This window comes from Streptomyces sp. NPDC029122 (assembly GCF_055569445.1).
Genome location: NZ_JBVHWK010000037.1, coordinates 13,937 through 36,260 on the forward strand (window position 1 = coordinate 13,937; position 22,324 = coordinate 36,260).

Annotated in this window: 26 protein-coding genes, 1 tRNA gene and 1 pseudogene; 15 read left to right on the top strand and 13 right to left on the bottom strand. The window is 73.2% G+C overall.

The window, feature by feature from the left end; all coding sequences use genetic code 11:
• Positions 1-5 precede the first annotated feature (5 nt).
• Complete coding sequence (locus tag ACZ4WZ_RS30600) at positions 6-836, bottom strand: dienelactone hydrolase family protein (protein WP_467895710.1); 831 nt, start codon at positions 834-836, stop codon at positions 6-8.
• Positions 837-954: 118 nt separating this feature from the next.
• Between ACZ4WZ_RS30600 and ACZ4WZ_RS30605 the strand changes: the two genes are divergently transcribed.
• The gene (locus tag ACZ4WZ_RS30605) at positions 955-1,563 is read left to right on the top strand and encodes a GNAT family N-acetyltransferase (RefSeq protein ID WP_467895713.1); all 609 of its coding nucleotides are present in this window, start codon (positions 955-957) and stop codon (positions 1,561-1,563) included.
• 117 nt (positions 1,564-1,680) lie between these two features.
• Positions 1,681-2,154 carry a hypothetical protein gene (locus ACZ4WZ_RS30610; protein ID WP_467895716.1) on the top strand — a complete coding sequence of 158 codons (474 nt, stop codon included), beginning with the start codon at positions 1,681-1,683 and terminating at the stop codon, positions 2,152-2,154.
• 73 nt (positions 2,155-2,227) lie between these two features.
• On the opposite strand, the gene argG is transcribed toward ACZ4WZ_RS30610, so the two are convergent.
• The 3 genes from argG to ACZ4WZ_RS30625 all read right to left on the bottom strand — a co-directional run bounded on the left by argG (position 2,228) and on the right by ACZ4WZ_RS30625 (position 4,898).
• Complete coding sequence (gene argG, locus ACZ4WZ_RS30615; RefSeq protein WP_467895720.1) at positions 2,228-3,682, bottom strand: argininosuccinate synthase; 1,455 nt, start codon at positions 3,680-3,682, stop codon at positions 2,228-2,230.
• A gap of 62 nt (positions 3,683-3,744) precedes the next feature.
• Entirely contained in the window at positions 3,745-4,329 is a 585-nt protein-coding gene (gene thpR / locus ACZ4WZ_RS30620) for an RNA 2',3'-cyclic phosphodiesterase (RefSeq protein WP_467895723.1), read from the bottom strand.
• 122 nt (positions 4,330-4,451) lie between these two features.
• Positions 4,452-4,898: an anthrone oxygenase family protein gene (locus ACZ4WZ_RS30625; RefSeq protein ID WP_467895725.1), complete on the bottom strand. Its 447-nt coding sequence runs from the start codon at positions 4,896-4,898 to the stop codon at positions 4,452-4,454.
• Positions 4,899-4,988: 90 nt separating this feature from the next.
• Here ACZ4WZ_RS30625 and ACZ4WZ_RS30630 point away from each other — a divergent pair, with 90 nt between their 5' ends.
• Positions 4,989-5,567, top strand: coding sequence for a TetR/AcrR family transcriptional regulator (locus ACZ4WZ_RS30630; RefSeq protein WP_467895728.1), 579 nt, complete (start codon positions 4,989-4,991; stop codon positions 5,565-5,567).
• Positions 5,568-5,648: 81 nt separating this feature from the next.
• On the opposite strand, the gene ACZ4WZ_RS30635 is transcribed toward ACZ4WZ_RS30630, so the two are convergent.
• Positions 5,649-6,410 carry a DeoR/GlpR family DNA-binding transcription regulator gene (locus ACZ4WZ_RS30635; RefSeq protein ID WP_467895731.1) on the bottom strand — a complete coding sequence of 254 codons (762 nt, stop codon included), beginning with the start codon at positions 6,408-6,410 and terminating at the stop codon, positions 5,649-5,651.
• Between the two features lie 108 nt (positions 6,411-6,518).
• Positions 6,519-7,454, bottom strand: a complete 936-nt coding sequence (locus ACZ4WZ_RS30640; protein ID WP_467895734.1) for an MBL fold metallo-hydrolase — start codon at positions 7,452-7,454, stop codon at positions 6,519-6,521.
• Positions 7,455-7,556: 102 nt separating this feature from the next.
• Here ACZ4WZ_RS30640 and ACZ4WZ_RS30645 point away from each other — a divergent pair, with 102 nt between their 5' ends.
• Entirely contained in the window at positions 7,557-8,414 is an 858-nt protein-coding gene (locus tag ACZ4WZ_RS30645; RefSeq protein WP_467895737.1) for a helix-turn-helix domain-containing protein, read from the top strand.
• A 39-nt stretch (positions 8,415-8,453) separates the two neighbouring features.
• Here ACZ4WZ_RS30645 and ACZ4WZ_RS30650 read toward each other — a convergent pair whose 3' ends face one another.
• A complete protein-coding gene (locus ACZ4WZ_RS30650; protein WP_467895740.1) occupies positions 8,454-9,041 on the bottom strand; it encodes a TetR/AcrR family transcriptional regulator in 588 nt (195 codons plus the stop codon).
• Positions 9,042-9,167: 126 nt separating this feature from the next.
• Here ACZ4WZ_RS30650 and ACZ4WZ_RS30655 point away from each other — a divergent pair, with 126 nt between their 5' ends.
• Positions 9,168-10,151 carry an aldo/keto reductase gene (locus ACZ4WZ_RS30655; protein WP_467895743.1) on the top strand — a complete coding sequence of 328 codons (984 nt, stop codon included), beginning with the start codon at positions 9,168-9,170 and terminating at the stop codon, positions 10,149-10,151.
• Between the two features lie 38 nt (positions 10,152-10,189).
• On the opposite strand, the gene ACZ4WZ_RS30660 is transcribed toward ACZ4WZ_RS30655, so the two are convergent.
• Entirely contained in the window at positions 10,190-11,044 is an 855-nt protein-coding gene (locus tag ACZ4WZ_RS30660; protein ID WP_467895746.1) for a GNAT family N-acetyltransferase, read from the bottom strand.
• A 239-nt stretch (positions 11,045-11,283) separates the two neighbouring features.
• Here ACZ4WZ_RS30660 and ACZ4WZ_RS30665 point away from each other — a divergent pair, with 239 nt between their 5' ends.
• The 3 genes and pseudogenes from ACZ4WZ_RS30665 (at position 11,284) to ACZ4WZ_RS30675 (ending at position 13,796) form a co-directional block, all read left to right on the top strand.
• On the top strand, positions 11,284-12,132 hold the full coding sequence (locus ACZ4WZ_RS30665; RefSeq protein WP_467895748.1) for a helix-turn-helix domain-containing protein: 849 nt from the start codon (positions 11,284-11,286) through the stop codon (positions 12,130-12,132).
• A gap of 124 nt (positions 12,133-12,256) precedes the next feature.
• Complete coding sequence (locus tag ACZ4WZ_RS30670; protein ID WP_467895751.1) at positions 12,257-12,379, top strand: hypothetical protein; 123 nt, start codon at positions 12,257-12,259, stop codon at positions 12,377-12,379.
• A gap of 270 nt (positions 12,380-12,649) precedes the next feature.
• Positions 12,650-13,796 (top strand): annotated as a pseudogene (locus tag ACZ4WZ_RS30675) (NAD(P)/FAD-dependent oxidoreductase).
• A 31-nt stretch (positions 13,797-13,827) separates the two neighbouring features.
• Here ACZ4WZ_RS30675 and ACZ4WZ_RS30680 read toward each other — a convergent pair.
• Positions 13,828-13,902, bottom strand: a tRNA-Trp gene (locus ACZ4WZ_RS30680).
• A 94-nt stretch (positions 13,903-13,996) separates the two neighbouring features.
• On the opposite strand from ACZ4WZ_RS30680, the gene ACZ4WZ_RS30685 reads away from it, so the two are divergent.
• On the top strand, positions 13,997-14,179 hold the full coding sequence (locus ACZ4WZ_RS30685; RefSeq protein ID WP_467895754.1) for a hypothetical protein: 183 nt from the start codon (positions 13,997-13,999) through the stop codon (positions 14,177-14,179).
• A 55-nt stretch (positions 14,180-14,234) separates the two neighbouring features.
• Here the strand turns inward: ACZ4WZ_RS30685 and ACZ4WZ_RS30690 are convergent, their stop codons facing one another.
• Entirely contained in the window at positions 14,235-14,411 is a 177-nt protein-coding gene (locus ACZ4WZ_RS30690) for a hypothetical protein (RefSeq protein ID WP_467895757.1), read from the bottom strand.
• 348 nt (positions 14,412-14,759) lie between these two features.
• On the opposite strand from ACZ4WZ_RS30690, the gene ACZ4WZ_RS30695 reads away from it, so the two are divergent.
• Together ACZ4WZ_RS30695 and ACZ4WZ_RS30700 are read left to right on the top strand one after the other, a co-directional pair.
• Positions 14,760-15,356: a hypothetical protein gene (locus ACZ4WZ_RS30695; protein ID WP_467895760.1), complete on the top strand. Its 597-nt coding sequence runs from the start codon at positions 14,760-14,762 to the stop codon at positions 15,354-15,356.
• A gap of 486 nt (positions 15,357-15,842) precedes the next feature.
• Positions 15,843-16,613, top strand: coding sequence for a CAP domain-containing protein (locus ACZ4WZ_RS30700; protein WP_467895762.1), 771 nt, complete (start codon positions 15,843-15,845; stop codon positions 16,611-16,613).
• A gap of 58 nt (positions 16,614-16,671) precedes the next feature.
• On the opposite strand, the gene ACZ4WZ_RS30705 is transcribed toward ACZ4WZ_RS30700, so the two are convergent.
• The 3 genes from ACZ4WZ_RS30705 to ACZ4WZ_RS30715 form a co-directional block, all read right to left on the bottom strand.
• Positions 16,672-17,784 carry a DUF7847 domain-containing protein gene (locus tag ACZ4WZ_RS30705; protein WP_467895765.1) on the bottom strand — a complete coding sequence of 371 codons (1,113 nt, stop codon included), beginning with the start codon at positions 17,782-17,784 and terminating at the stop codon, positions 16,672-16,674.
• Positions 17,785-17,936: 152 nt separating this feature from the next.
• Entirely contained in the window at positions 17,937-18,173 is a 237-nt protein-coding gene (locus tag ACZ4WZ_RS30710; protein ID WP_467895768.1) for a chaplin, read from the bottom strand.
• Positions 18,174-18,523: 350 nt separating this feature from the next.
• Complete coding sequence (locus tag ACZ4WZ_RS30715) at positions 18,524-18,973, bottom strand: SRPBCC family protein (protein ID WP_467895771.1); 450 nt, start codon at positions 18,971-18,973, stop codon at positions 18,524-18,526.
• Between the two features lie 198 nt (positions 18,974-19,171).
• Here ACZ4WZ_RS30715 and ACZ4WZ_RS30720 point away from each other — a divergent pair, with 198 nt between their 5' ends.
• The 4 genes from ACZ4WZ_RS30720 to ACZ4WZ_RS30735 all read left to right on the top strand — a co-directional run bounded on the left by ACZ4WZ_RS30720 (position 19,172) and on the right by ACZ4WZ_RS30735 (position 22,295).
• Positions 19,172-20,242 (top strand): mechanosensitive ion channel family protein, encoded by a 1,071-nt coding sequence (locus ACZ4WZ_RS30720; protein WP_467895773.1) that lies wholly within the window; start codon positions 19,172-19,174, stop codon positions 20,240-20,242.
• Positions 20,243-20,323: 81 nt separating this feature from the next.
• On the top strand, positions 20,324-20,734 hold the full coding sequence (locus ACZ4WZ_RS30725) for a VOC family protein (protein ID WP_467895776.1): 411 nt from the start codon (positions 20,324-20,326) through the stop codon (positions 20,732-20,734).
• 73 nt (positions 20,735-20,807) lie between these two features.
• Positions 20,808-21,674 (top strand): DMT family transporter, encoded by an 867-nt coding sequence (locus tag ACZ4WZ_RS30730; protein ID WP_467895779.1) that lies wholly within the window; start codon positions 20,808-20,810, stop codon positions 21,672-21,674.
• Positions 21,675-21,746: 72 nt separating this feature from the next.
• Positions 21,747-22,295, top strand: a complete 549-nt coding sequence (locus tag ACZ4WZ_RS30735) for a GNAT family N-acetyltransferase (protein ID WP_467895783.1) — start codon at positions 21,747-21,749, stop codon at positions 22,293-22,295.
• Positions 22,296-22,324 lie beyond the last annotated feature (29 nt).

The following is a 22,324-nucleotide window of genomic DNA, read 5'->3' on the forward strand; positions in this document are numbered from 1 at the left end:
GGGCGTCAGCGGGGTCCGGCCGCCAGCAGCCGCGCCCGGAACAGGTCGAGGACCGTGTCCAGGGCCTGCCGCGTGGGCTGTCCGGGCTCGTCGACCAGGTGCTCGGTCAGGACGGAGTGCGGGGGCATGGCGCTCCCGGGATCCGCGTCGCCGGCGTCCAGCTCGACCGCGACGAACGCGTCGCCCAGTTCCCGGCGCAGGTGGGCGAACCGGTCCCCGGGCACCAGCCGGTCGCCGCGGAACCGCAGCCCGAGCACCTGGAGGCCCTCGCGCTCGCACCGTCCGCGTACGACCGCCAGGTCCTCGGGGGAGATGTCGATGCTGCCCGCGCGGCCGGGAGTGCAGGCGAGCGGCAGTGAGGGCTGGGCCAGCACGGGCGCGAGCAGACGCTCGTCGGTGGCCATGGCCAGGGCGAAGCCGCCGGTCAGGCACATGCCGACGGCGCCGACCCCGGGACCGCCGCACCGCTCGTGCTCGGCGGCGGCGAGCGCCCGCAGCCACCGCACCACCCGCGAACTGCGGCCCGTCGCCAGCAGCGTGAACTCCCGGCTCACACACACCCGCCACATCGTCTTCGCGAGGTAGCTCCCCGCCTTCGGCCAGCCGGCGGTACGGGGGTCCGCGTCCCGGCCCGGTTCGCCGAAGAGGACCGGCAGGACCGCGGTGCACCCGGCCTCCGCCACCCGCGCGGCGAACTCCAGCACCTTGGGAGTGATGCCCGGGATCTCCGCCATGACGATCACCGCCGGACCCGAGCCCCGGCGCAGCACCCGGCGGGTGGCACCCTCGTACGTGAACGTGCCCTTGCCGAAGCCGGTCAGGTCGTGATCTGCCACGGTCCCGCTCTCTGCGTCGAATCCTCGAAACGTCCTGGGAGCGCCCCAAGTTACCGGCACGTAGGGTCTGCCGGTCAAGAGGGCCCCCGCGTCGAAGCGAAGATCATCAGCGTGCAGAATGACCCGTATGTCGATGACAAACCTGCCGAAGACGGCCACCGTTGACGATGCCCCGTCGATCAGCCGTGCCCTGGCCCGCGCCTTCCACGACGACCCGATGATGAACTGGTTCTTCCCCGCCGAGGAATCGCGCGAGGAGAGCCTGGCCCGCTACTTCAGCACCATCTACACCCGCCAGTACGTCCGTCACGGGGTGTGCGAACGCACCGACGCGGCGGCCGCCTTCTGGGTGTCGCCGGAGGGGCACGAGAAGGCCGTCCCCGACGCGGAGACCATCCAGGAGCTCACCGCCATCCTCGGCGACCGGGCCCCCCTGTTCCGGGACGCCGTCGAGCTGGCCGCGCGGCACGCGCCGCAGGAACCGCACTGGTACCTGGCGCTGATCGGCGCGGACCCGGCCGGCCAGGGCCAGGGCCACGGCGCCGCATTGCTGCGCTCCGGCCTGGCCAAGGCCGACGCGGCGGGCCTGCCCGTCTACCTGGAGTCCTCCAAGCCGGCCAACCTGCCCGTCTACGAGCACTTCGGGTTCACGGTGCTGGGCGAGGTCGAGCTCCCGGGCGGCGGCCCCACCCTGTGGGCCATGCGGCGCGCACCGCGGGGCGCCTGAGCACCCCGTAGCGCCGGCCTCCGGCCCGCCAGCGGGTGCGGGGGGCGGCCGGATGCGGAAAGCTGGTCAGTGCCGCGGCGCCGACGGGCGGCGGGGCGGACTGGCGAGGAGGGGCCGATGGACGCTTCGCAGGAGACCCGGCCGGTACGGGTACCCCGGCGCGGGACGCGCAGGGCGGCGCTGCTGTGCTCGCTCGCCGCCCTCGCGGCGGCCGCGGTCCCGGCCTCCGCCGCCCGCACCCGCGCCGCCCCGGATCCGGTCGTGGTGGTCGACTGCTTCGAGCGGCCCCAGGTCCGCCCCGAGGAGTACCTGCTGGCCTGCGGCGACGGCAACAACCGGCTCGTCGGACTGCGCTGGGAGAGCTGGGGGCCGAGCGCGGCCACCGCCACCGGGACGGACATGGTCAACGACTGCCGTCCCTACTGCGCGGCGGGGCGCTTCCGCCCGTACCCCGTGGAGGTGACGCTGAGCCATCCGCAGGCCTGGCCCGACCGCCCCGATGTCCGGCGGTTCACGATGATCCGGCTGATCTACACCGACACCGCCCCGCACCCGGTGCCCAAGGACGTGACGTACAAGCTCGTCTACTGAGGAGCCGCGGAGGGGGGGCCGGCTCCGCGCCCCTGGCGCCGAGCCGGCCCCCCCTCCGTCCTGCCGCGGCAGGTCAGTCCGTGCCGAACTCCATCGCGGCGCGGTCCAGCATCTGCTCGTCGTCCGAGACCTCGCCGCGCGAGGCGATGGCCTCGGCGCCGCCCTCCGGCATCTCCGGCATGGTGCCGATCAGACCGGTCGCGGCCGCCTGGGCGGCGCCGACGGCGGGGCTGCCGGTCCCGATCAGCCCGAGGGCGGCGTACTGCTCCAGCTTGGCGCGGGAGTCGGCGATGTCCAGGTTGCGCATGGTGAGCTGGCCGATCCGGTCGACCGGGCCGAAGGCCGAGTCCTCGGTGCGCTCCATGGAGAGCTTGTCGGGGTGGTAGCTGAAGGCCGGGCCCCGGGTGTCGAGGATCGAGTAGTCCTCGCCGCGCCGCAGCCGCAGGGTCACCTCACCGGTGACGGCCGCGCCGACCCAGCGCTGGAGGGACTCGCGGACCATCAGGGCCTGCGGGTCCAGCCAGCGGCCCTCGTACATCAGCCGACCGAGGCGCCGGCCCTCGTTGTGGTACTGGGCGAGGGTGTCCTCGTTGTGGATGGCGTTGACCAGCCGCTCGTACGCGGCGTGCAGCAGGGCCATGCCGGGCGCCTCGTAGATGCCGCGGCTCTTGGCCTCGATGATCCGGTTCTCGATCTGGTCCGACATGCCCATGCCGTGACGGCCGCCGATGGCGTTGGCCTCCATGACCAGGTCGACGGGGGAGGAGAACTCCTTGCCGTTGATCGAGACCGGGCGGCCCTGGTTGAAGCCGATCGTCACGTCCTCGGTGGCGATCTCGACGGACGGGTCCCAGAACCGCACGCCCATGATGGGGTCGACCGTCTCCACGCCGGTGTCCAGGTGCTCGAGGGTCTTGGCCTCGTGCGTGGCGCCCCAGATGTTGGCGTCGGTGGAGTACGCCTTCTCGGTGCTGTCGCGGTAGGGCAGGTCGTGGGCCAGCAGCCACTCCGACATTTCCTTGCGGCCGCCCAGTTCGGTCACGAAGTCCGCGTCGAGCCAGGGCTTGTAGATCCGCAGGTGCGGGTTGGCGAGCAGACCGTAGCGGTAGAACCGCTCGATGTCGTTGCCCTTGAAGGTCGAGCCGTCGCCCCAGATCTGGACGTCGTCCTCGAGCATCGCCCTGACCAGCAGGGTGCCGGTGACGGCACGGCCGAGCGGGGTGGTGTTGAAGTAGGCCCGCCCGCCCGAGCGGATGTGGAACGCACCGCAGGTCAGCGCGGCCAGGCCCTCCTCCACCAGCGCCGCCCGGCAGTCGACCAGGCGCGCGATCTCGGCGCCGTAGGTCTTCGCACGGCCGGGCACCGAGGCGATGTCGGGCTCGTCGTACTGGCCGATGTCGGCGGTGTAGGTGCACGGGACGGCACCCTTGTCGCGCATCCAGGCGACCGCGACGGAGGTGTCGAGACCGCCCGAGAAGGCGATGCCGACGCGCTCGCCGGCGGGAAGGGAGGTGAGGACCTTAGACATAGGAAGATTATGCATGCTGCCGCATGGTCATGCAATTCTGGCTCGGTCGGGGTCTCCCGGCCTCAGGCCGTGCCCCCGAAACGCCAGGACTCGATGTCCCGGTAGTGGATCGGCCCCGGGCCCCGGCCGACGTTGCTGCCCACCAGGTGCAGGCGTCCCGCCTCCCACTCCCGCCCGCCGAAGGACGCCAGTCCGGCGGCGGCCTCCACCGCGGCGGAGGAATCGCCGCGGCGGGCCCGGGCCAGCGTCAGATGGGGGCGCAGGGGCCGGTCCGCGAAGGCGACGCCGCACTCCTTGACCACCGCGCGCACCTCCGAGGCCAGCACGTGCAGCTCCTCGAGCTCCCCGCCCACCCCGCTCCACAGCACCCGCTCGTCGAAGTGCCCGCCGCCGCGCAGGGAGAGCCGTACGGGCCGGCGCGCCGCCGCCAGGTCCGCGAGCGCCGGCCGCAGCGGCGGAACGGCGCCGACCGGGAGCTCGCCCAGGAACGCCAGGGTGATGTGCCAGTCCTCCACGCGGTTCCACCGCATGCGCGGGTGCGCCTCGTAAGCGGGGCCGAGGGCCCGCTCCAGCTCCTCCTTCGCGTCGTCGGGCGGGGCGAGGGCGATGAACACGCGGACGGTCGCGGCCTGGGTCTGTTCCTTCACGTACGCCTTCGTACCGCCTCCCGGCCGCTCCGGTCACCTTCCGCCCCGTCAGCTCCGCCCGCCCGGTGTCACGCGGGGCCGGAGCCCCGGCCGGGGCGGCCGCGCGGTGACGGCCCGCGGACTCAGGCGAGGGAGGCGACCAGCAGGGTGAAGGCGGCGACGATGACGGCGACGCGGATGTAGTGGAAACGGTCCCACCGGTTCATCTGCTGCTTCCAGTCGGCGGGCCGGTTGTCGGGGGTCCACGTCTTGCCCCGGTTGTTGATCGGGACGAGCAGCAGGACCGACATGATCACGCTGACGATCAGCAGTGCGCCGGCGGTGACGACCAGGCCCGTGCCCTGGTGGTGCCATCCCGCGACGGCCCAGGCCGCGACGAGGACGAGCGAGGTGATGTACCAGACCGGCATGACGGCGCCGAGCATCCGGCCCCCATGGGCGCGGCCGAGCTGGCCGCTGTCTTCGGGGAGGCCGTTGAGGATCGGGTTGATGACGAAGGCGACGGAGAACTCCACCCCCACCATCACGCCGACGACCACGGTGGTGAAGACCTCGAGTGCGTTGAGCATGATGACCCCTCCAGGATCTAGCACTGCTAGATGATGAGGCGATGCTAGTACTGCTGCCGCTTGGTTGTCTAGCGCTGCTAGGATCGCTTTATGTCGGTACAGGAACGCAAGGAACGCGAACGGGCGGACCGCGAGCGCCTCATCGTGGCGACGGCCCGCGAACTCGCCGAACAGCAGGGCTGGGACGCGGTCACCACCCGCCGGCTCGCCGAGCGCATCGAATACAGCCAGCCCGTCCTCTACAGCCACTTCCGCGGCAAGCGCGAGATCATCGGCGCCGTCGCCCTCGAAGGCGCCGCCGAGATGGCCGCGTCGCTCCGTGCCGCGGCCTCCGCCACGGCCGAGCCGCGCGCCCGGGTCGCCGCCCTCGCCCGCGCCTACCTCGACTTCGCCGCACGCAACCCGGCGGTCTACGACGCCATGTTCCGGCTCGACGGCGGCCTGGCGTTCGCGACGGAGGAGACCCCCGAACCGCTGAAGGACGCCTTCGCCGCCCTGTTGGAAAGCCTCGGAGAGGTCGCCGGGGACGGCGTCCACCCGGGGCTGTTCACCGAGGTGTTCTGGGCGGCCCTGCACGGGCTGGCGACGCTGACCCGGGCGGGACGGCTGCCGCCGGAGGATGCCGAGCGGAGGACGGAACTGCTGGTGGACCGGCTCGCCGTGGTCTGACGCACCGTCCCGGCGGGCACTGCGACCGGCCGTGAGCCACCGGACACGCGGACCGGGTCGGCGGCCCCGCGCGCCGGGCACTCAGGCCCGGATCACCTCGGGGCCGCGCCCGGTGATCTCGTCCGCCTGCTCATCGGTCAGTCCGGTGTCCGTGACCAGCACGTCCACCTGCTCCAGCGTGGCGAACCGGGCGAAGTGCCGGGCGCCGTACTTGGAGGAGTCCGCGACGAGGACCACCCGGCGGGCGCCGGCCACCATGGCCCGTTTGACGGCCGCCTCGGCCAGGTCGGGAGTGGTCAGCCCCGCCTCCGCCGAGAAGCCGTTGGCCGCGATCACCGCCGTGTCCGCCTGGAGTTCGGCGAGGTCGCGCAGGGCCCAGGCGTCCACGGCCGCCTGTGTACGGTGCCGCAGCCGGCCGCCGACCATGTGGAGGCGCAGCCCCGGGTGCGCGGCGAGCCGGGAAGCCACCGGGAGCGCGTTGGTGACCACCGTGAGGGTGGAGTCCAGCGGGAGCAGGGCGGCCAGCCGGGAGACGGTGGTGCCCGCGTCCAGCAGCAGGCTGCCCTCCTCGGGCAGCAGGGCGAGCGCGGCCCTGGCGATCCGGTCCTTGGCGGCCGCTGCGGTGGTGTCGCGCTCGGCGAGCCCCGGCTCCAGGCGCAGCCCCCCGGCGGGCAGGGCGCCGCCGTGCACCCGGCGCAGCAGACCGGCCCGTTCCAGGGCGGTCAGATCCCGCCTGACCGTTTCCTGGGTGACTCCGAACTCCTCCGCCAGGGCGGGGACTTCGACGCGTCCGCGCTCCTGGGTCAGCTGGACGATCCGGTGCTGACGCTCGGGTGCGTACATGGGGAGCGGATCCGTTTCGTATGGGTTGGCCTGTCTACGACGGACCCTACTCGTATCGGTCCGGAGGCGGCCCCGCGACCGGGCGGTCCCGGGGCGCGCCGCCCGGGGTCAGCCCTCGCCGCCCTCGCCGTCCGGTGCGTAGGCGGCGAACGGCGCCCAGCCCTTCACCGCGAAGGCGCCCGCGTCCCGCACGACCTCCAGGGCGCCGTGGGAGCCGAAGTGCGCCGGAACCAGCAGCGCGTTGTGGTCGGCGGCCCAGCCCAGCAGTCGGCGCCGGGTGGCCCGGGCCTGTCCGGCGTCCTCACAGAAGCAGCTGTTGGCGTCCGGCTCCATGATCTGCACCGGGCTGTGCAGCAGATCGCCCACGAACACCGCCCGGTCACTGCCGGAGGCGAGGGTGAGCACGCTGGAACCGGGTGTGTGCCCGGCGGCGAGGTCCAGCCGCAGGTTCCCGTCGATCTGATGGCCGTCCTCCCACAGCACCACCTGGCCGGCCTCGTGGACGGGGGCGACGCTGTCCTCGAAGACGCCGGCGTTGCCGTCGCCGAGGACCGAGGGGTGGCCGTTCGCCGGGTTCCAGAACTCGAAGTCGTTCCGGTTGATCAGATAGCGGGCGTTCGGGAAGGTGGGCACCCACCGGTCCCCGTCCAGGCGGGTGTTCCACCCGACGTGGTCCCCGTGCAGGTGGGTGTTGACCACGAGGTCGACGTCCTCGGGCTTGACCCCGGCCCGGGCCAGCTCGTCGAGGAAGGCCGTCTCCTGCTGGTCCCAGGGCGTGCCGGGGCGCGCCTTGTGGTTGCCGCCGCCGGTGTCGACGAGGACGACGCGGCCCTCGCTGCGCAGCACCCACGTCTGCAGTGCCACCTGGGACACGGGCGGCTCGCCGTCCGCGAAGCCGGGCCGCAGCCAGTCGGCGTGCGCCGACCAGACGTCCGCACTGCTCCCGGGGATGAATGCGTGCGGGGTGAGCCCGAGCGGTCCGTAGAACTCGCGGACCCGGGTCACGCCGACATCGCCCAACTCGATGGTGTCTGTGGTGTTCATGGCTCCCACCCTGCGCAGGACCCGGCGCGGCAGCCACACCCTTCGCTGCCTATCCCCGGCAGGGAGGGGCAAGCCCCCGCGGGGCCCGCGATACTGGGGCACATGGAAGGACAGAGCGGCCTCGGCGCGTTCCTGCAGGCCCGCCGGTCCCGGCTGACGCCGGCGGACATCGGCCTCGACACGTACGGCGAACGGCGCCGCGTCCCCGGCCTGCGCCGCGAGGAACTCGCCCTCCTCGCCGGGGTCAGCGCCTCCTACTACGCACGGCTGGAGCAGGGCCATGCGCACAACGCCTCGCCGGAGGTGCTGGACGCGCTGGCCCGCGCGCTGAACCTGGACGAGTCCGAGCGGCGGCACGTCCACGACCTCGCCGGCCCGGCCGTCAGGCGGCCCGCCGCCCGTCGCCCGCCGGCGGAACGGGTCGACGAGGCGACTCGGACACTGCTGGACTCCATGCCCGACGTCCCGGCCGTCCTGACCGGCCGCCGGGCCGACGTCCTGGCCTGGAACCCGCTGGGGCACGCCCTGTTCGCCGGCCACCTCGACCCCGCCGCGCCCGACCGGCCCGCGGGCCGGCCGAACATGGCGGCGCTGATCTTCCTCGACCCGTACCTGCGCGAGCTGTACGCCACCTGGGAGTCCAAGGCCAGGGCCGCCGTCGCCAACCTGAGGTACGCGGCGGGCCGTCACCCGGACGACGCGCTCCTCGGCGCGCTCGTCGGTGAACTCAGCATGAAGAGCGAGGAGTTCGCCACCATGTGGGCCGACCACCGGGCCCGCCCCTGCACCGCCGCCGAGCAGCGGATGTGGCATCCCCTGGTGGGGAACCTGACCGTCACCCAGCAGGCCCTGCGCGTCACGGACGACCAGACCCTCCTGGTGGCCACGGCCCCCGCGGGCTCCGAGCACCACACGGCGCTCAAGCTCCTGGCCCAGGCCACCGCGCGCTCCCGGCCCTGACGCCGCTACGGGCCGAACCCGCGGCCGGCCCTGCCCCCGTCACCCCCGCGGGTGCGGCGGCCTGATCAGGCGGCGGACGGATTCCACGACCGTCTCGCGGTGGCGGGCCAGCCGCGCGGCGGGCCAGGGCCCGGCCGGGCCGCCCGCCGCGGGGCCGCCCACCGCGCCCGTCCACGCCTGCGCCAGCCCCATGACCAGTGTCAGGACGTCCTCCGGATCGAGGTCCGGGTCGATGCTGCCCGCCGCCTGGGCCCGCTCCACGGCCGCGATCTTGCCCCGGTAGGACTCCGCGACGAGCTCCGTGGTGTCCGGCCGCTCCAGCTGCTTCCACTGCACCAGGCGCATCAGGTCGGGGTGCGCGAGGAAGTGGTCGAGGACGGCCCCCGCGTACCCGGGCAGGTCCTCCGCGTCGAAGGGGACGGACTCCGAGCCCGTCTCCAGGGCCCGCTGGAGCACGGCATCGAACAGTTGTTCCTTGTTGCCGTAGTAGACGTAGATGAGCCGCTTGTTCGCCTGGGCGTTGGCCGCGATGCGGTCGATCCGCGCCCCGGCGATGCCGTACGCGGCGAACTCGGCGAAGGCGGCGTCGAGCAGCCGGGCCTTGGTCGCGCTGGAATCCCGTGCCATGGCGGGCAGCCTAGCAAGTAACTATCCAGTTATTGACATCAGCCGCACCTTCGGGGCAGACTTAAACTATCCAGTTAGTTACTTACGACTGACCGCACCCCCACCACCTCACCCCCGGAGGACACCATGGAGATCCGCGCACTGGGCGGCCACGGCCTGGAGGTCGGCGCCGAAGGCCTCGGCCTCATGGGCATGAGCGCCCACTACGGAGCCACCGACGAGGCCGAGTCCCTCGCCACCATCGACCGCGCCCTCGCACTGGGCGTGACCCTGCTCGACACCGCCGAGGGCTACGGCCCCTTCCTCAACGAGCAGCTCCTCGGCAAGGCCCTCCGCGGCCGCCGCGACGCCGCCGTGATCGCCACGAAGACCGGCGTCGAGTTCACCGACGAGGGCGCCTTCCGGGGCCACAACGGCACACCCGAGTACATCCGCCGCTCCGCCGACCGCTCCCTGCGCCACCTCGGCACCGACCACATCGACCTGTACTACCTCCACCGCGTCGACCCGGCCGTGCCCATCGAGGAGAGCATCGGCGCCATGGCCGACCTGGTCACCGCCGGCAAGGTCGGCCACATCGGGATCTGCGAGGCCGCCGCGACCACCATCGCCCGTGCCCACGCCGTGCACCCGCTGGCGGCCGTGCAGACCGAGTACAGCCTCTTCGAGCGCGGGATCGAGCACGACGGCGTACGCGACACCCTGCGCGAGCTCGGCATCGGCCTCGTCGCCTACTCGCCGCTCGGCCGCGGCTTCCTCTCCGGAGCCGTGACCCGCCCGGACGACTTCGCCGCCGACGACTTCAGGCGTACGGACCCCCGCTTCCAGGGCGAGAACTTCGACCGCAACCTGGCCGTCGTCGACCGCGTCCGGGCCCTCGCCGCCGAGAAGGGGATCACCCCCTCGCAGCTCGCGCTGGCCTGGACCCTGCGCATGGGCGCCGTCCCGATCCCCGGGACCAAGCGCCGCCGTTACCTGGAGGAGAACGTCGCCGCGACCGGGGTCACCCTGACCGACGCCGACCTGGCCTCCATCGACGCCGTCGCGCCGCACGGCGTGGTCTCGGGCGACCGGTACGCACCCGAGCTCATGGCGTCGCTGAACGGCTGAGCCCGCGGGCCGGCCGCCCTCGGCGGCCGCGGGTCACGTCACCGCAGGGCGATGGAGCGGTACTCGTCCAGGACCGCGAAGCCCGTGCTGTCGTACAGGCCCATCGCGACCTCGTTCCCACCGAAGACGTTGAACATCAGCGCCTCGTCGCCGCCGTGCCGGGTCGCCCACTCGCCGACGGCCATCGCGGCCCGGCCGTAGCCCTTGCCGCGGTGCTCCTCGTACACCTCCAGCGAGAAGCCGAAGGTGACCCCCGGCAGGAAGCCGTGGTTCACCCAGCCGGTGCCGATCAGCTCGCCGCCGGTCTCCATGGCGTAGAAGGCGTGGCCGGGGGTCAGGTAGCCCAGCGGAAGGAGCCGGGCGAAGTCCCGGTCTGACTTCTCCTTGGCCTGCTCGGGGGTCAGGACTCCGGCCCGGACGATGTCCGCGATGTAGGCGGCCTCCTCGCCGGCGTACCAGGCGGGGTACTCGTCCTCCATAAGCCGACGGACCGTCAGCCCCGGCGGCAGAGCCGGCCGTTCGGGGACGGCGCGCATCCGGTTCTGCCCCCGTACGGGATATCCGGCGAAGGGTCCGGCTCCGCCGGTGAGCCGGACCTCGATCCGCTCGGCGCCGTGCTCGGCGCACCACCGCTCGGCCCACTCCCGGCCGTGCGGCACCGTGAGGTCGTGGATCCGGCCCACCACCGCCCCGTTGTCCTCCGTCACCCCGACCGCGATCCACCCCGTGCCGTCCGTGGCCACCGTCCAGCCGTCGATCCCCTTCACGGCTCTCTCCAGCAGGGCCCGGGCCAGCGGCTCCGAGCACCCCGCGGCCCGGTACGCGGCCAGCACCCGCTCCTCGAACTCACCCCGCCACGCGCCGTGTTCGGCGACGATCTCCATCTCGCTCATCCCTCCACCCTAGGTCTCCCGCAGACCGGGCGGGGCCGGAGCCTCCTGATCCGCCGGGCACCCCCGGCCGGAGGCACCGGGCGGGGCGGGTCGTGGCGGATCCCCGGCCAGCCGTGCCATCCTCGCTGGACGACCCCTTTGGACGGATCGCGCGACGCGGCCCCGCACCTGCCGGCCACGGCACGCCGCCCGCACTCCGGTTCTCCGGGACGCCGGTGCACGTGAGGGGAGAGAGGGACATGCGCGTCGGGATGACCCGCGTGGGTGCCGGGCGGTGGCGGGTGACCCGGCCGTGGCCCGCTCCTTTGCGCCCGTACGTGCACAGCTACGCCGGCTACTGGGAGACGGCGGCCTCGGCCTACCGGGTACGGATCGTGCCCAACGGGCGGGCCGTCGTGGTGATCAGCCTGGGGGAGCCGTTCGCCCAGGTCCGGCGGCTGGACGAGACGGTCCCGAACGGGCGGGCGCCGGTGCCCGGTTCGCTGGTCGTGGGCCTGGAGGACGGTCCCAGAGTGTGTGAGCATCCCGGCGGCCAGGAGGCGATACGGCTCGAGCTGACCCCGCTCGGCGCCTACCGTCTCTTCGCGGTCCCGATGAGCGAGTTGACCAACAGGGCGGTCGCACTCGGGGACGTCCTCGGCCCCGGGGCCGACGTGCTGGTGGAACGACTGGCAGCCGCCGCCGACTGGGGAACCCGGTTCGACCTGCTGGACGCCGCGCTGACGGCAGGGTTCGCGAACGGTCCCGTTCCCTCCCCGGAAGTGAGCCACGCGTGGCGCCTGCTGTCCCGCACCGGTGGGGCGGTCCCGATCGGCCGGATCGCCGCCGAAGTCGGCTGGAGCCAGAGCTACCTGGCCCGCCGGTTCACCGAACAGGTGGGTCTGACGCCCAAGGCGTCCGCCCGTGTGCTCCGCTTCCACCGTGCCGTTGGGCTGATCGCCCGGGGCGGCACGCGGCTCACCGAAGTGACCGCCGCCTGCGGCTTCTACGACCAGGCCCACCTGAACCGGGAGTTCCGCGCCCTGGCCGGGACCACTCCCGGACGGATGGCCGCCGCCCGGGTGTCGGAGGGGGCACTTCCCCTGTGAGGGGCGAGGTCGGATTCGTCCAAGCCGGGCGGCCCGCGCGTCGCTAGTGTCCCCGTTCGTAGTCGATCAGACACCCGGGCGGACGGACACCTCCGCCTGGCACTGACCAGAGGGGGAGTACTCGATGGAAGACCTGCTGCGCATCCTCGTGGCCGGCGCGCTCACAGGCGGCCTGATCGGACTGGCCGGAGCCCTGGGCCGGCGCGGCCGCCGGCGCAGGGAGGGCGGCGACGGGAACGCCCGCTGACGGGAACGCCCGCTGGCGCTTCACCCCCGCGGCCAGGACGCGGCGGACCGGCTCTGACCCGAGGCCGGATCCCGCCCGTCCTGGCCGCTTCGCATGTGTGGAGGCCCGCCGTGAGAACGCTCTCGGCGGGTCGTTTCCGCTCGGAGGTCACACAGGCCTGCCTGTCACAGGAGCCGGGGCGGCGGTGTCTTGTGTCCGAGCCCCTGAGCGAAGGAGAAGTCATGAGCGAGAAGACCGGTGGTCGTGGTCGGCGGAGGTTACGCGGGCGTGATGGCGGCGAGACGCTGCTCGGTGATGTGACGGTGACGCTGGTCAACCCGCGTGCCTCCTTCGTCCACCGCATCCGCCTGCACCAGCTGGTCGGCGGCACCGACACGGCCGTCGGGTCGACGTCCTCGCCGAGGACGTACGCCTGGCCGTCGACACCGTCGACCGCATCGACGCCCCCGCCCGCACCCTGCACCGCGCCTCCGGCGCCACCCTCGGCTACGACTACCTCGTCTACGCCGTCGGCAGCACCGGCGCACACCCGCACGTGCCCGGAGCCGCCGAGCACGCCTACCCCGTCGCCACCCTCGAGGACGCCCAGCGGCTGCGCCCCGTCCTGGACACCGCACCCGCCACCGCCCCCCTCACCGTCATCGGCGCCGGCCCCACCGGCATCGAGACCGCCGCCGAACTCGCCGGCGCCGGCCGCACCGTCACCCTGGTCTGCGGCGGCGCCCTGGGCCCCTACCTCCACCCCCGCGGCCGCCGCTCGGTCGCCCGCCGCCTCGCCCGCCTGGGCGTCACCGTCCTGGACGGCCCCGCCACCAAGGTCACCGCCGTCACCGACCGCGCCGTCCGCCTCGCCGACGGCCGCGAACTGCCCAGCCACGTCACCGTCTGGACCGCCGGCTTCGCCGTCCCCGACCTGGCCGCCCGCAGCGGGCTGACCACCGACGACGCGGGCCGCCTGCTCACCGACGAAACGCTGACCAGCGTGGACGACGTACGGATCGTGGCGGCCGGCGACTCGGCCGCGCCTTCGGGCGTGCCGCTGCGGATGAGCTGCCAGGCCGCGATGCCCCTGGGCGCACGGGCCGCCGACACCCTCCTGAGCCGGCTGGCGGGCGACCGGCCCGCCACCCTCAACCAGGCCTTCGGCGCCCAGTGCATCAGCCTGGGCCGCCACGACGGCATCTTCCAGTTCGCCGACCGGGGCGACACCGCGATCTGGCTCCACGTCGACGGACGGCCCGGCGCCACGATGAAGGAAGCCGTCTGCAAGGGCGTCGTCAAGCACCTCGCCGACGAGGCCCGCAAGCCCGGCGGCTACCGCCTCCACCGCATCTCCGGCGGCCCCGCACGCCAGAAGAAGCTCCAGGCGCGGGCCGGGCAGGACGCGTCCCCCGTCACCGCCGGACAGACGGCCTGAGCACCCGTTGCGGTGACTGCCGGGAAGGAGGCGGAGCCGGCCGGATTCGAACCGGCGTCCTCACGGTTTTGGAGACCGCGCGCGTCGACCCCTGCGCTACGGCCCCGCCCGCCCGGCATCCTATGGCACGCCCCCGGACGGGGGGCTGATGGGAGCAGTGGCGGCTGCGGAAGTGCCGGGGGCGTGGTGGCATCGGTCGTATGAAGGATCCCTTCGGATGTGACGAGCCGGCCTTCCTGGCCCGGGCCGACAGCATGGACCGGGCCGCCGCCCGGCGCGCGGTCGCCTCCCGCGCCCTCGGTGCGGAGGACCTCGAAACCCTGCTGGACATGATCGGTCTGTGGCCCGAGGACGATCCGCCGGAAGTGCGGCGGCGGCGCTGACCGTCGCCGCGTACGGGAGGGCCGGGTGCGGAGGGTTCCGGGCCGGCCGCGGCGCTCAGGAGCCCTCGCGTCGGCGCTCTTCCTCCCGGCGGCGCCCCTTCTCCTCCGCCCGCCTGCTGCGGGACGCGGTGACGGGCTCGGGGTGGACGGGGTCCTGGCTGGGCGGCTGCGGGCGCTCGCGTTCCTCGCCCTGTTCGCCGGGCTCCTGCCGCGTGTCCTTCGTACCGCCCATGACGGGTGACTCCTCGGCGCCGGGGTGGGATTCCTCCGTTCACCCTGACACGCATCGCCCCGGGCCGCGCCCCGTCGCGCACGGACCGGCGCGTGAGGGTGGTGTGCGCCTGCGGTGCGGATACTTCACGGAGGTGTGCGGGTCCGGTGCGGACCCGTCCGCCCCGCGAGCCGCAAGGACGCCCGAGGACGCCGGGCGGGCCCGCATCCGACTCCCGGCCCCGCACCCCCCCGTTGGCGCGCCGCGCCGCCCGAAGGGTGTCCGGAGCACCCGCCCATCGACGGTAGGGTGACGTGCGCCCGTCAAGGCGGGCCCTCCTGCTCACTGATATTTCAACGGGGTTTGAACGTGAAGCTTCGCCATGTCCGCGCGGTCGCCGTATTCGGTATCGCCGTCGTCGCCTTGACCGGAGCCCGTGGTTCGCACGGTGCCAGCTGTGGCGGCGGCAGCAGCTCCAGCTCAAGCAGCTCCAGCGGCTCCAGCGGTGGTAGCACCACCGGTGGCGGCAGCGACAGCAGCAGCACCAGCATCAGCGGTGGCACCACCGGCACCAGCGGTGACAGCAGCACCACCGGCACCAGCAGCGGTACCAGCTCCAGCTCCACCAGCGGCTCGGTCACGGGCGGTTCCAGGGACAAGGCCGAGCGCGACATCCGGATCGACGGGTGCAAGCTGGACAGCACCGGCAAGAACCTGGTCGCCAAGCTCACCGTCACCAACAGCGGCTCGCTGGACTACACGTACAACATCACGATGAAGTTCCGCGGCAGCTCGACCTCCACCGCGACCCCCGCCGCGATCCCCGCCCAGGCCCGGGTGAGCGGCCTGAAGGTCAAGGCGGGAGCGTCCCAGCAGACCGAGGCCACGACCCCGTACCTGGGGAAGGGGAACGGCAGCGAGTACAAGGAGTGCGTCGTCGCCAGCGCGTCGAAGAGCTCCCTCTGACACAGGGCGAGACGTGTCCGGCAGTGGGGGCGCCGTACCCGCCCCCGCCGCCGGGGTCCGCTCGTGAGCCCCGTACGCCCGTCAGCCGACGGGGGTACGGGGCTTTCCGTATGCGTGACATGCGACACAGCGCTTTCGGCGGTCCGCAGGGGCTCACGAAGATCGCCAACGCCGATCATTTCGCCATTTGTCCCTGTTTGGCGTTGACATGCCGCACTCCGCCAGAAACGGAATAAGGGGCTCTCATTTCACCTCGCCCAACGTTCCTGGCGGGAGGTGGTTCTACTGGCGCGTCAGCTGCGCGCGACGGGCCGTGACGGGGCCGATGCACGATCTTCGCGCCCTTTCAAGCCGGAGCCGGGACCACCCGGCCGGTCCCTCGGTGCCGGCTTGCCATGCCTCTGCGGGGCTTCTAAGAATGGCGCATCCTCCGGCGCTCTCGCGGTCCGGCGCCGGGAGCTTCGCGATCACCGAGTGAGGTCCCGCATGAAGAAGCACCGTAAGAAGACGCACTACAGGAAAATAGCCGTCGCCGTCGGGGCGCTGGCCGTCGTGGGCGTGCCCACCGCCGCCATGGCGTGCCTGGACACCGAGGACACCGGCCGCGCCCGGCCCGCCGCGGCGCAGCTGGACGTGCCCTTCGGCGACACCGGGGCCCCGCTCCCGGCGCAGGCTCCGGTCGAGGCCGGCCCGCCCGCACTCCCCGGCGCCGACGCGGCGGAACCGGTCCGGCCCGTCGCCGAACAGCCCGCCGAGCCGGTCGTCGAGGCCGCGCCGCCCGCGCGCCCGCAGCCGCGGCAGCCCCAGCGGTCCCAGCCGCAGCCCCAGCCGGCGGACGCCTCGGCCGAGCCCGCCGCCCCGCAGGCCCCCGGTGCGCCGTCCGACGCCCGGACCAAGGTGCTGGAACTCGTCAACCAGGCGCGCGCCGCCGCCGGCTGCCCGGCGGTCACCGTCAACGAGAAGCTGACGAAGGCCGCGCAGGACCACAGCGCGGACATGGCCGCCCACCGCAACATGTCCCACACCGGCTCCGACGGTTCCGACGCCGGCCGGCGCATCACCCGCGCGGGGTACGAGTGGCGCACGTACGGCGAGAACGTCGCCTACGGGTACAGCACCCCCGAGCAGGTCATGGAGGGCTGGATGAACAGCCCCGGGCACAAGCGGAACATCCTCGACTGCTCCTACAAGGAGATCGGCATCGGCCTCGCCCAGCCCGGCCAGTACTGGACGCAGGACTTCGGCGCGGCACGCTGATCCCGCAGGCACCCCGATGACCCCGGGCGCCGCTGCGCCCGGGCGGCCGGAACGCCCGTCAGAGTGACGCCGGACCCGGGCCCGGGACCGGGCCCGGCGCCGGCGCGGGCTGCGCGGCCATGACCAGGGCCGCCGCCAGGTTCTCCTTGCGCATCCGCTGGTCGACGTACAGCAGCGAGACCGCGAGCTGGGGGTAAACCAGCTGGAACAGCGCGCTGATCACGACGCCGGCCAGCAGGCAGACCGAGTACACGGCGATTCCGAAGAACAGCGGTGCGACGTCCTCGCCGCCCGTGCCGGCGTCCAGCAGGGCGGGGAAGAGCGCGAGGACGCCCACCAGGCCGAACGGCATCTGGATGGCGTAACCCCCGATCATCCCGATGGCGTACGCGAGAAGGGTGATGCCGAACACGCGCCACCAGCTGTTGCCGACCAGCCGGGCCGAGCGCCGCAGTGCGTCGACGGGGCCGACTCCCTCGAACACCGCCGCGGCGGGCGCGAGGCTGAACCGCGTCATGAGCCAGACCGCCACGGGCATCCACGCCAGGACGCCCGCGATGACCAGCAGGAGGGCGGCCGGCGGGCCGGATCCGTCCCAGGTCGTGAGGGCGAGCGGGAAACCGATCGCGTAGATCAGGAGAACCGGCCCGCCCGCGATCAGTCCGATCAGCACTACGGCGCCGAGCACCGAAGGCATCCGGGACCAGCTGCGGCGCCACATGGAGCGGAAGGTGGCGGTGCGGCCGAGCACGGCCTCCTGCACCACCGCCGGGCACAGGGCGCCGATCACCGCCGTGCCGGCCAGCATCACGAACATCAGCAGCAGACCCCCGGGCAGGAGGGCCAGGACCACGTCCGTCACCTCCGCGCTGTCGGGCCGCTGTCCCGGCGCGGGGTCGAAGACCGCGGAGAAGCTGTCGGGCAAGGCCACGACGGCGATCACCACCGCCGCGACCGCCAGCAGGAATCCGGTGCCCTGTACCGCGAGCATGACGCCGACCAGCGGCTTCCAGTACCGGCGGAAGGCCGTGAAGGCGCCGCCGATCATCTCGCCCACGTCGAGCGGACGCAGGGGTATGACCCCCGGCTGCGGAGCCGGCGGGATCCAGCCCCCTGCCCACTGCGGCGCGGACTGCCCGGGATGCGGACCCCACCCGGCGTTGTACGACATCACGTTCCCCCTATTTGACCTGGAGGAACAAGGTATCCCGGCGTACCCCCGCACGGGAGCGGGGTGTCCGCCGGGCGGGACGACGGTCCCGCCCGGGCGGGCTTCCCCACCGGGCGGGACCGTCGGCGACGCGGCCAGGGGCCGCGTCGCCGTCAGGTGTTGACGCAGACGTTGCCGGCCGCCGGGTTGACCAGGCCGATGATGTTGACGCTGTTGCCGCACGCGTTGACCGGGATGTGGATCGGCACCTGGACGACGTTGCCGGACAGCACGCCCGGGGAGCCGACGGCGAGGCCGTTGGCGTTGGCGTCGGCGACGGCGGTACCGCCGGCGCCCAGAATGCCGGCCGCGGCCAGGACGGTGGCGGCGATCGCAGTTCGAATACGCATGTCACTCCAAGGTAGATGACGGAACGTCGAAGCAGGATCACACCGCTTGCGGGGCCCTTGAGCCCGGCATTCACCTGACCAACGGCGTGTTACGTCACCAAGGGCGACCGGGGCCGGCCGGCGCGGCGGTTCGTACCGCCCGTCCGTGTGCCGTATAGTTGATCTCGAGCTCGCCGCCGTGGAACACGGTGGGGGGACCGGCGTTGGTGGTCCAAGGAAAGACACCCCACTTCCCGTGGGGGGATGCAGGTGCAAGGCCTGCCCAGCGCTCGATCAAGGCCCCGGCCTCCTCACGGAGACCGGGGCCTTCGCGTACGTGCGGGGCACCGGGCGGATCGCCCCGGCCGTGGTCAGACCTCGCCCCGCCAGGCGCCCGTCTCGACCCCGCGCGACTCGATGAACAGCTTGAACCGCTTCAGGTCCCCGGCCACTTGGCGCTTGACGAAGCCGAGCTTGTCGGCCGCGCTCTCGGCCAGTCCCTCGGGCACCCAGTTCATGTGCAGGACGACCTTGGTGGTGCTCGCGTCGATCGGCTGGAAGACGACCAGGCCGGCCTGTCGGGTCTCCCCGTCCACCGTCATCCACGCGACACGCTGGTCCGGGAGCTGCTCGGTGATCCGCGCGTCGAACTCGCGCTGTACACCGTTCACGTTCGTCACCCAGTGGGTGAGCGTGTCGCTCCGCTGCTCGACGCGTTCGACGCCCTCCATGAAGGCGGGGAAGTCCTCGAACTGCGTCCACTGGTTGTAGGCCGTACGTACCGGAACGTTGACCTCGACGTACTCCTCGACATGCGACATGTGCACCCCTTCCCTGTCCCCGGCAGCCCCGCACCCCTCGGTGCCGGTCGCTCCGTCAGGACGTCCACGGCCCCGGGTACCCGCCCTCGCCAGGCCCATGCGCCGGCCCCGTCGGCACCGTGAGGGTGTCGGCTCCCGCCGTCGGGGCAGGGGCGTGGAGGTCCGTGCCGTCGCCGTCCACATCCGCCGAGGAGATGAATGAACGCCGCTCTCCGCCCGCTTGCCGTCCTGGCAGCCGCGATCCTGCTGACGGGCGCGGCCGGCTGGGCCGTCGACCTGCTGCTGCGCCGGGCCGACGCGCGTCACCCCGAAACACCCCTGTGGCACTCGCTGCGCCGCTGCCGTCCGGCGTTGCAGATCGTGCTCCTGGCCGCGCTGCTCAGAGGGGCCCTTCAGCAGACCGCGTGGCGGCCGCTCCAGGAACACGAGGCCGTCGTGGGCCGGGTCCTCTCGCTCGCCCTGATCGGTGCCGGTGCCTGGCTCGTCGTGGGCGTGGCCTCGGCCGTCGTCGAATCCGCGTACGCCCGGTACGCCACCGGCACCCGCGATCCGGCCAGGGTCCGCCGGGTGCGCACGCAGGTGACCCTGATCATGCGGGTCGTGACCGCCGTCGTCGTGGTCGTCGCGGCCGCGGCGATGCTGCTGACCTTCCCGAGCTTCCGCGCACTGGGCACCTCCGTGCTCGCGTCCGCCGGAATCATCGGCATCGTCGCGGGCGTCGCCGCCCAGTCCACGCTCGGCAACCTCTTCGCCGGGTTCCAGATCGCCTTCGGCGACATGGTGCGCATCGGGGACACGGTCGTGGTCGCGGGCGAATGGGGCGTGGTGGAGGACATCACGCTGACCTTCCTCGCCGTACGCACCTGGGACGAGCGGCGGATCACGATGCCCGTCTCGTACTTCACCACCCGCCCCTTCGAGAACTGGTCGCGCGGCGGCGTCCAGATGACCGGCACCGTCTTCCTCCACTGCGACCACGGCGCCCCCGTGGACCTCATACGGGACAAGGCGCGCGAGATACTCGACCAGTGCCGGGAGTGGGACGGGCGCGGCTGGGACGTGGCCGTCACCGAGACCACTCCCTCCACCATGGTGGTGCGCGTGATCGTCACGGCCAAGGATGCCGACGACCTGTGGACGGTGCGCTGTGCCGTACGGGAACAGCTGATCGCCTGGCTGTCGGAGAAGCATCCGGAGGCCCTGCCCCGCGTCCTCCTCGCGCCGTCGCCGGGGGCGCCCGGGTTCCGCGCGGCGGAGCCCGGCGGGTGAGCGGCCCGTCAACCGACCGCTCCCATCGGCGGGTTGGGGCGCTGCCCGCATAGGGGAACGGCCGAGGGGCACACGCGGCTCATGACCGTACCCAAGACAGCCGTCCTCGTCCTGGACAGCGCCGAGCCCGAAGTCCTGGCCCGCTTCTACGCCGAACTGACCGGTGCCACGGCCGGCCCCGCCGAGGGAGACGGAGACCTCATCCTCGTCACCGGCCGCACCGGCGTCGTCCTCGGCGTCCGCCGCGACCCGGACCACGCCCCGCCGAGCTGGCCGCCCCCGGGAGAGGCTCAGGGGGCCGAGCTGCGCATCCTCGTGGCGGCGCGGTCCCTCGACGAAGCCGAGCGCGAGGCGGTGAACCTGGGGGCCCGCCCGCTGGCCGCCGAGGGCGGCGAGACCCGGCCGGGCAGCCGGACCACGCTGCGCCGCTACGCCGACCCGGCGGGCCACCCGTTCGTACTCGCCGCGCACGAGGGGACGCCGGAGGGGTGAGCGGCGCGGCCCCGGAGGGACCGCACGCGGTGTCGCGGCGGCGACCGGCCGCCGGTGCGGTGAGGATCGGGGCATGGGCTTCCTCCTGCCGGTCCTCTTCGCACTGTTCGCGGCGTCCAGCAACGCGCTCGGGACCGTCCTCCAGCGGCGGGCGTCCCTCACCGTCCCGCAGAGCCAGGGATTCCGCTTCGGGCTCGTCCTCGACCTGCTGCGGCGGCCCGTCTGGATCGGCGGGATCCTGGCGGTCATCGCGGCCGGCGCCGGACAGGGCGCGGCACTGGCCACGGGGCCCCTGGCCCTCGTACAGCCCCTCTTCGTGCTGGAACTGCCGCTCGCCCTGCTGATCTCCTCGGTGCTCGCCCGGAGCCGGCTGCCGCGCACCCTGTGGCTCGCCGTGGGGGGAGTCGTGGCCGGGCTCGGCATCGTCCTGGTGGCCGCCGCTCCGACCGGGAACCGTACGCAGGTTCCGTTCGGCCGCTGGGTCCTGGCGCTGGCGGTGTGCGCCGCGGCGGTGGCCGCCCTGGCCGCGGCCGGGCTGCGGCGGCCGCCCGGCCGGATGCGGGCCGGCTGCCTCGGCGCGGCCACCGCGGTCTGCTACGCCGTCACGGCGGCCCTGATGAAGTCGGCCGTGCACGCACTCGACGACGGCGGCACGGGTGCGTTCCTGACGGCCTGGGAGACGTACGCCTTCGCCCTGACCGGCAGCTGCGCCCTGCTGCTCCTCGGACACGCCATGCAGGGCGGCCCCCTGGTCGCCTCGCAGCCCGCGCTCACCCTCGGCGACGCCGGCGTCGGCATCGCACTGGGGGTCCTGCTGTACGAGGAGCACCTGCGGGCCCACTGGTGGCTGGTCCCGCAGTTCCTGGGCCTGGCCGTGATCTGCGTGGGGGTACTGACCCTCTCCAGGGTCGCCACCCCGTCCGACACAGGCACCCCGTGAGAAAATACGCCTGCTCCTGGGCCCGTCTCGGTTATCTTGCCTCGTCCTGAACAGGCCAGGGAGGTCCCACACATGAGCAGTGCCCCATCGTCGTCCTTGCCCGAGCGGATCGAGCTCTCGGGCGAGGGGCTCGTCCTGCGCGACTGGACGGAGGCGGACCTGGCCGCGATGCCGGAGCTGTTCGACCACCCGGACATCGCGTACTGGACGCCGATCGTTTCGCCCTTCGGCGAGGCGGCCGCGCGGACACGGCTGGCCCGGGCCCGGCAGCTGCGGCAGGAAGGCACGACCGTCCTGCTCGCCATCACCGTCGACGGCGGCGCGGCGCTCGGGGAGATCATGCTGCGGCGCGCCCCTGAGGGCATGGAGATCGGCTACGCGGTCGGCCCCGCGCACCGGGGCCGGGGACTGGCGGCACGGGCGGTACGGGTGATGGCCGCGTACGCGTTCGAGCAGTTGGACGCGGAGCAGGTCATCCTCGAACTGGAGGCGGAGAACGCCGCCAGCGTCGCCGTGGCGCGGAAGGCCGGCTTCGGCCTGCTGGACGTACCGCTGATCAAGGGTGAGGAGAAGGGGCGGCCGTTCGTCCTGCAGACGTGGGGCCTCAACCGCCCCTCTTAGAGCTCCCGTCGCGCACGCCACGGTGATCC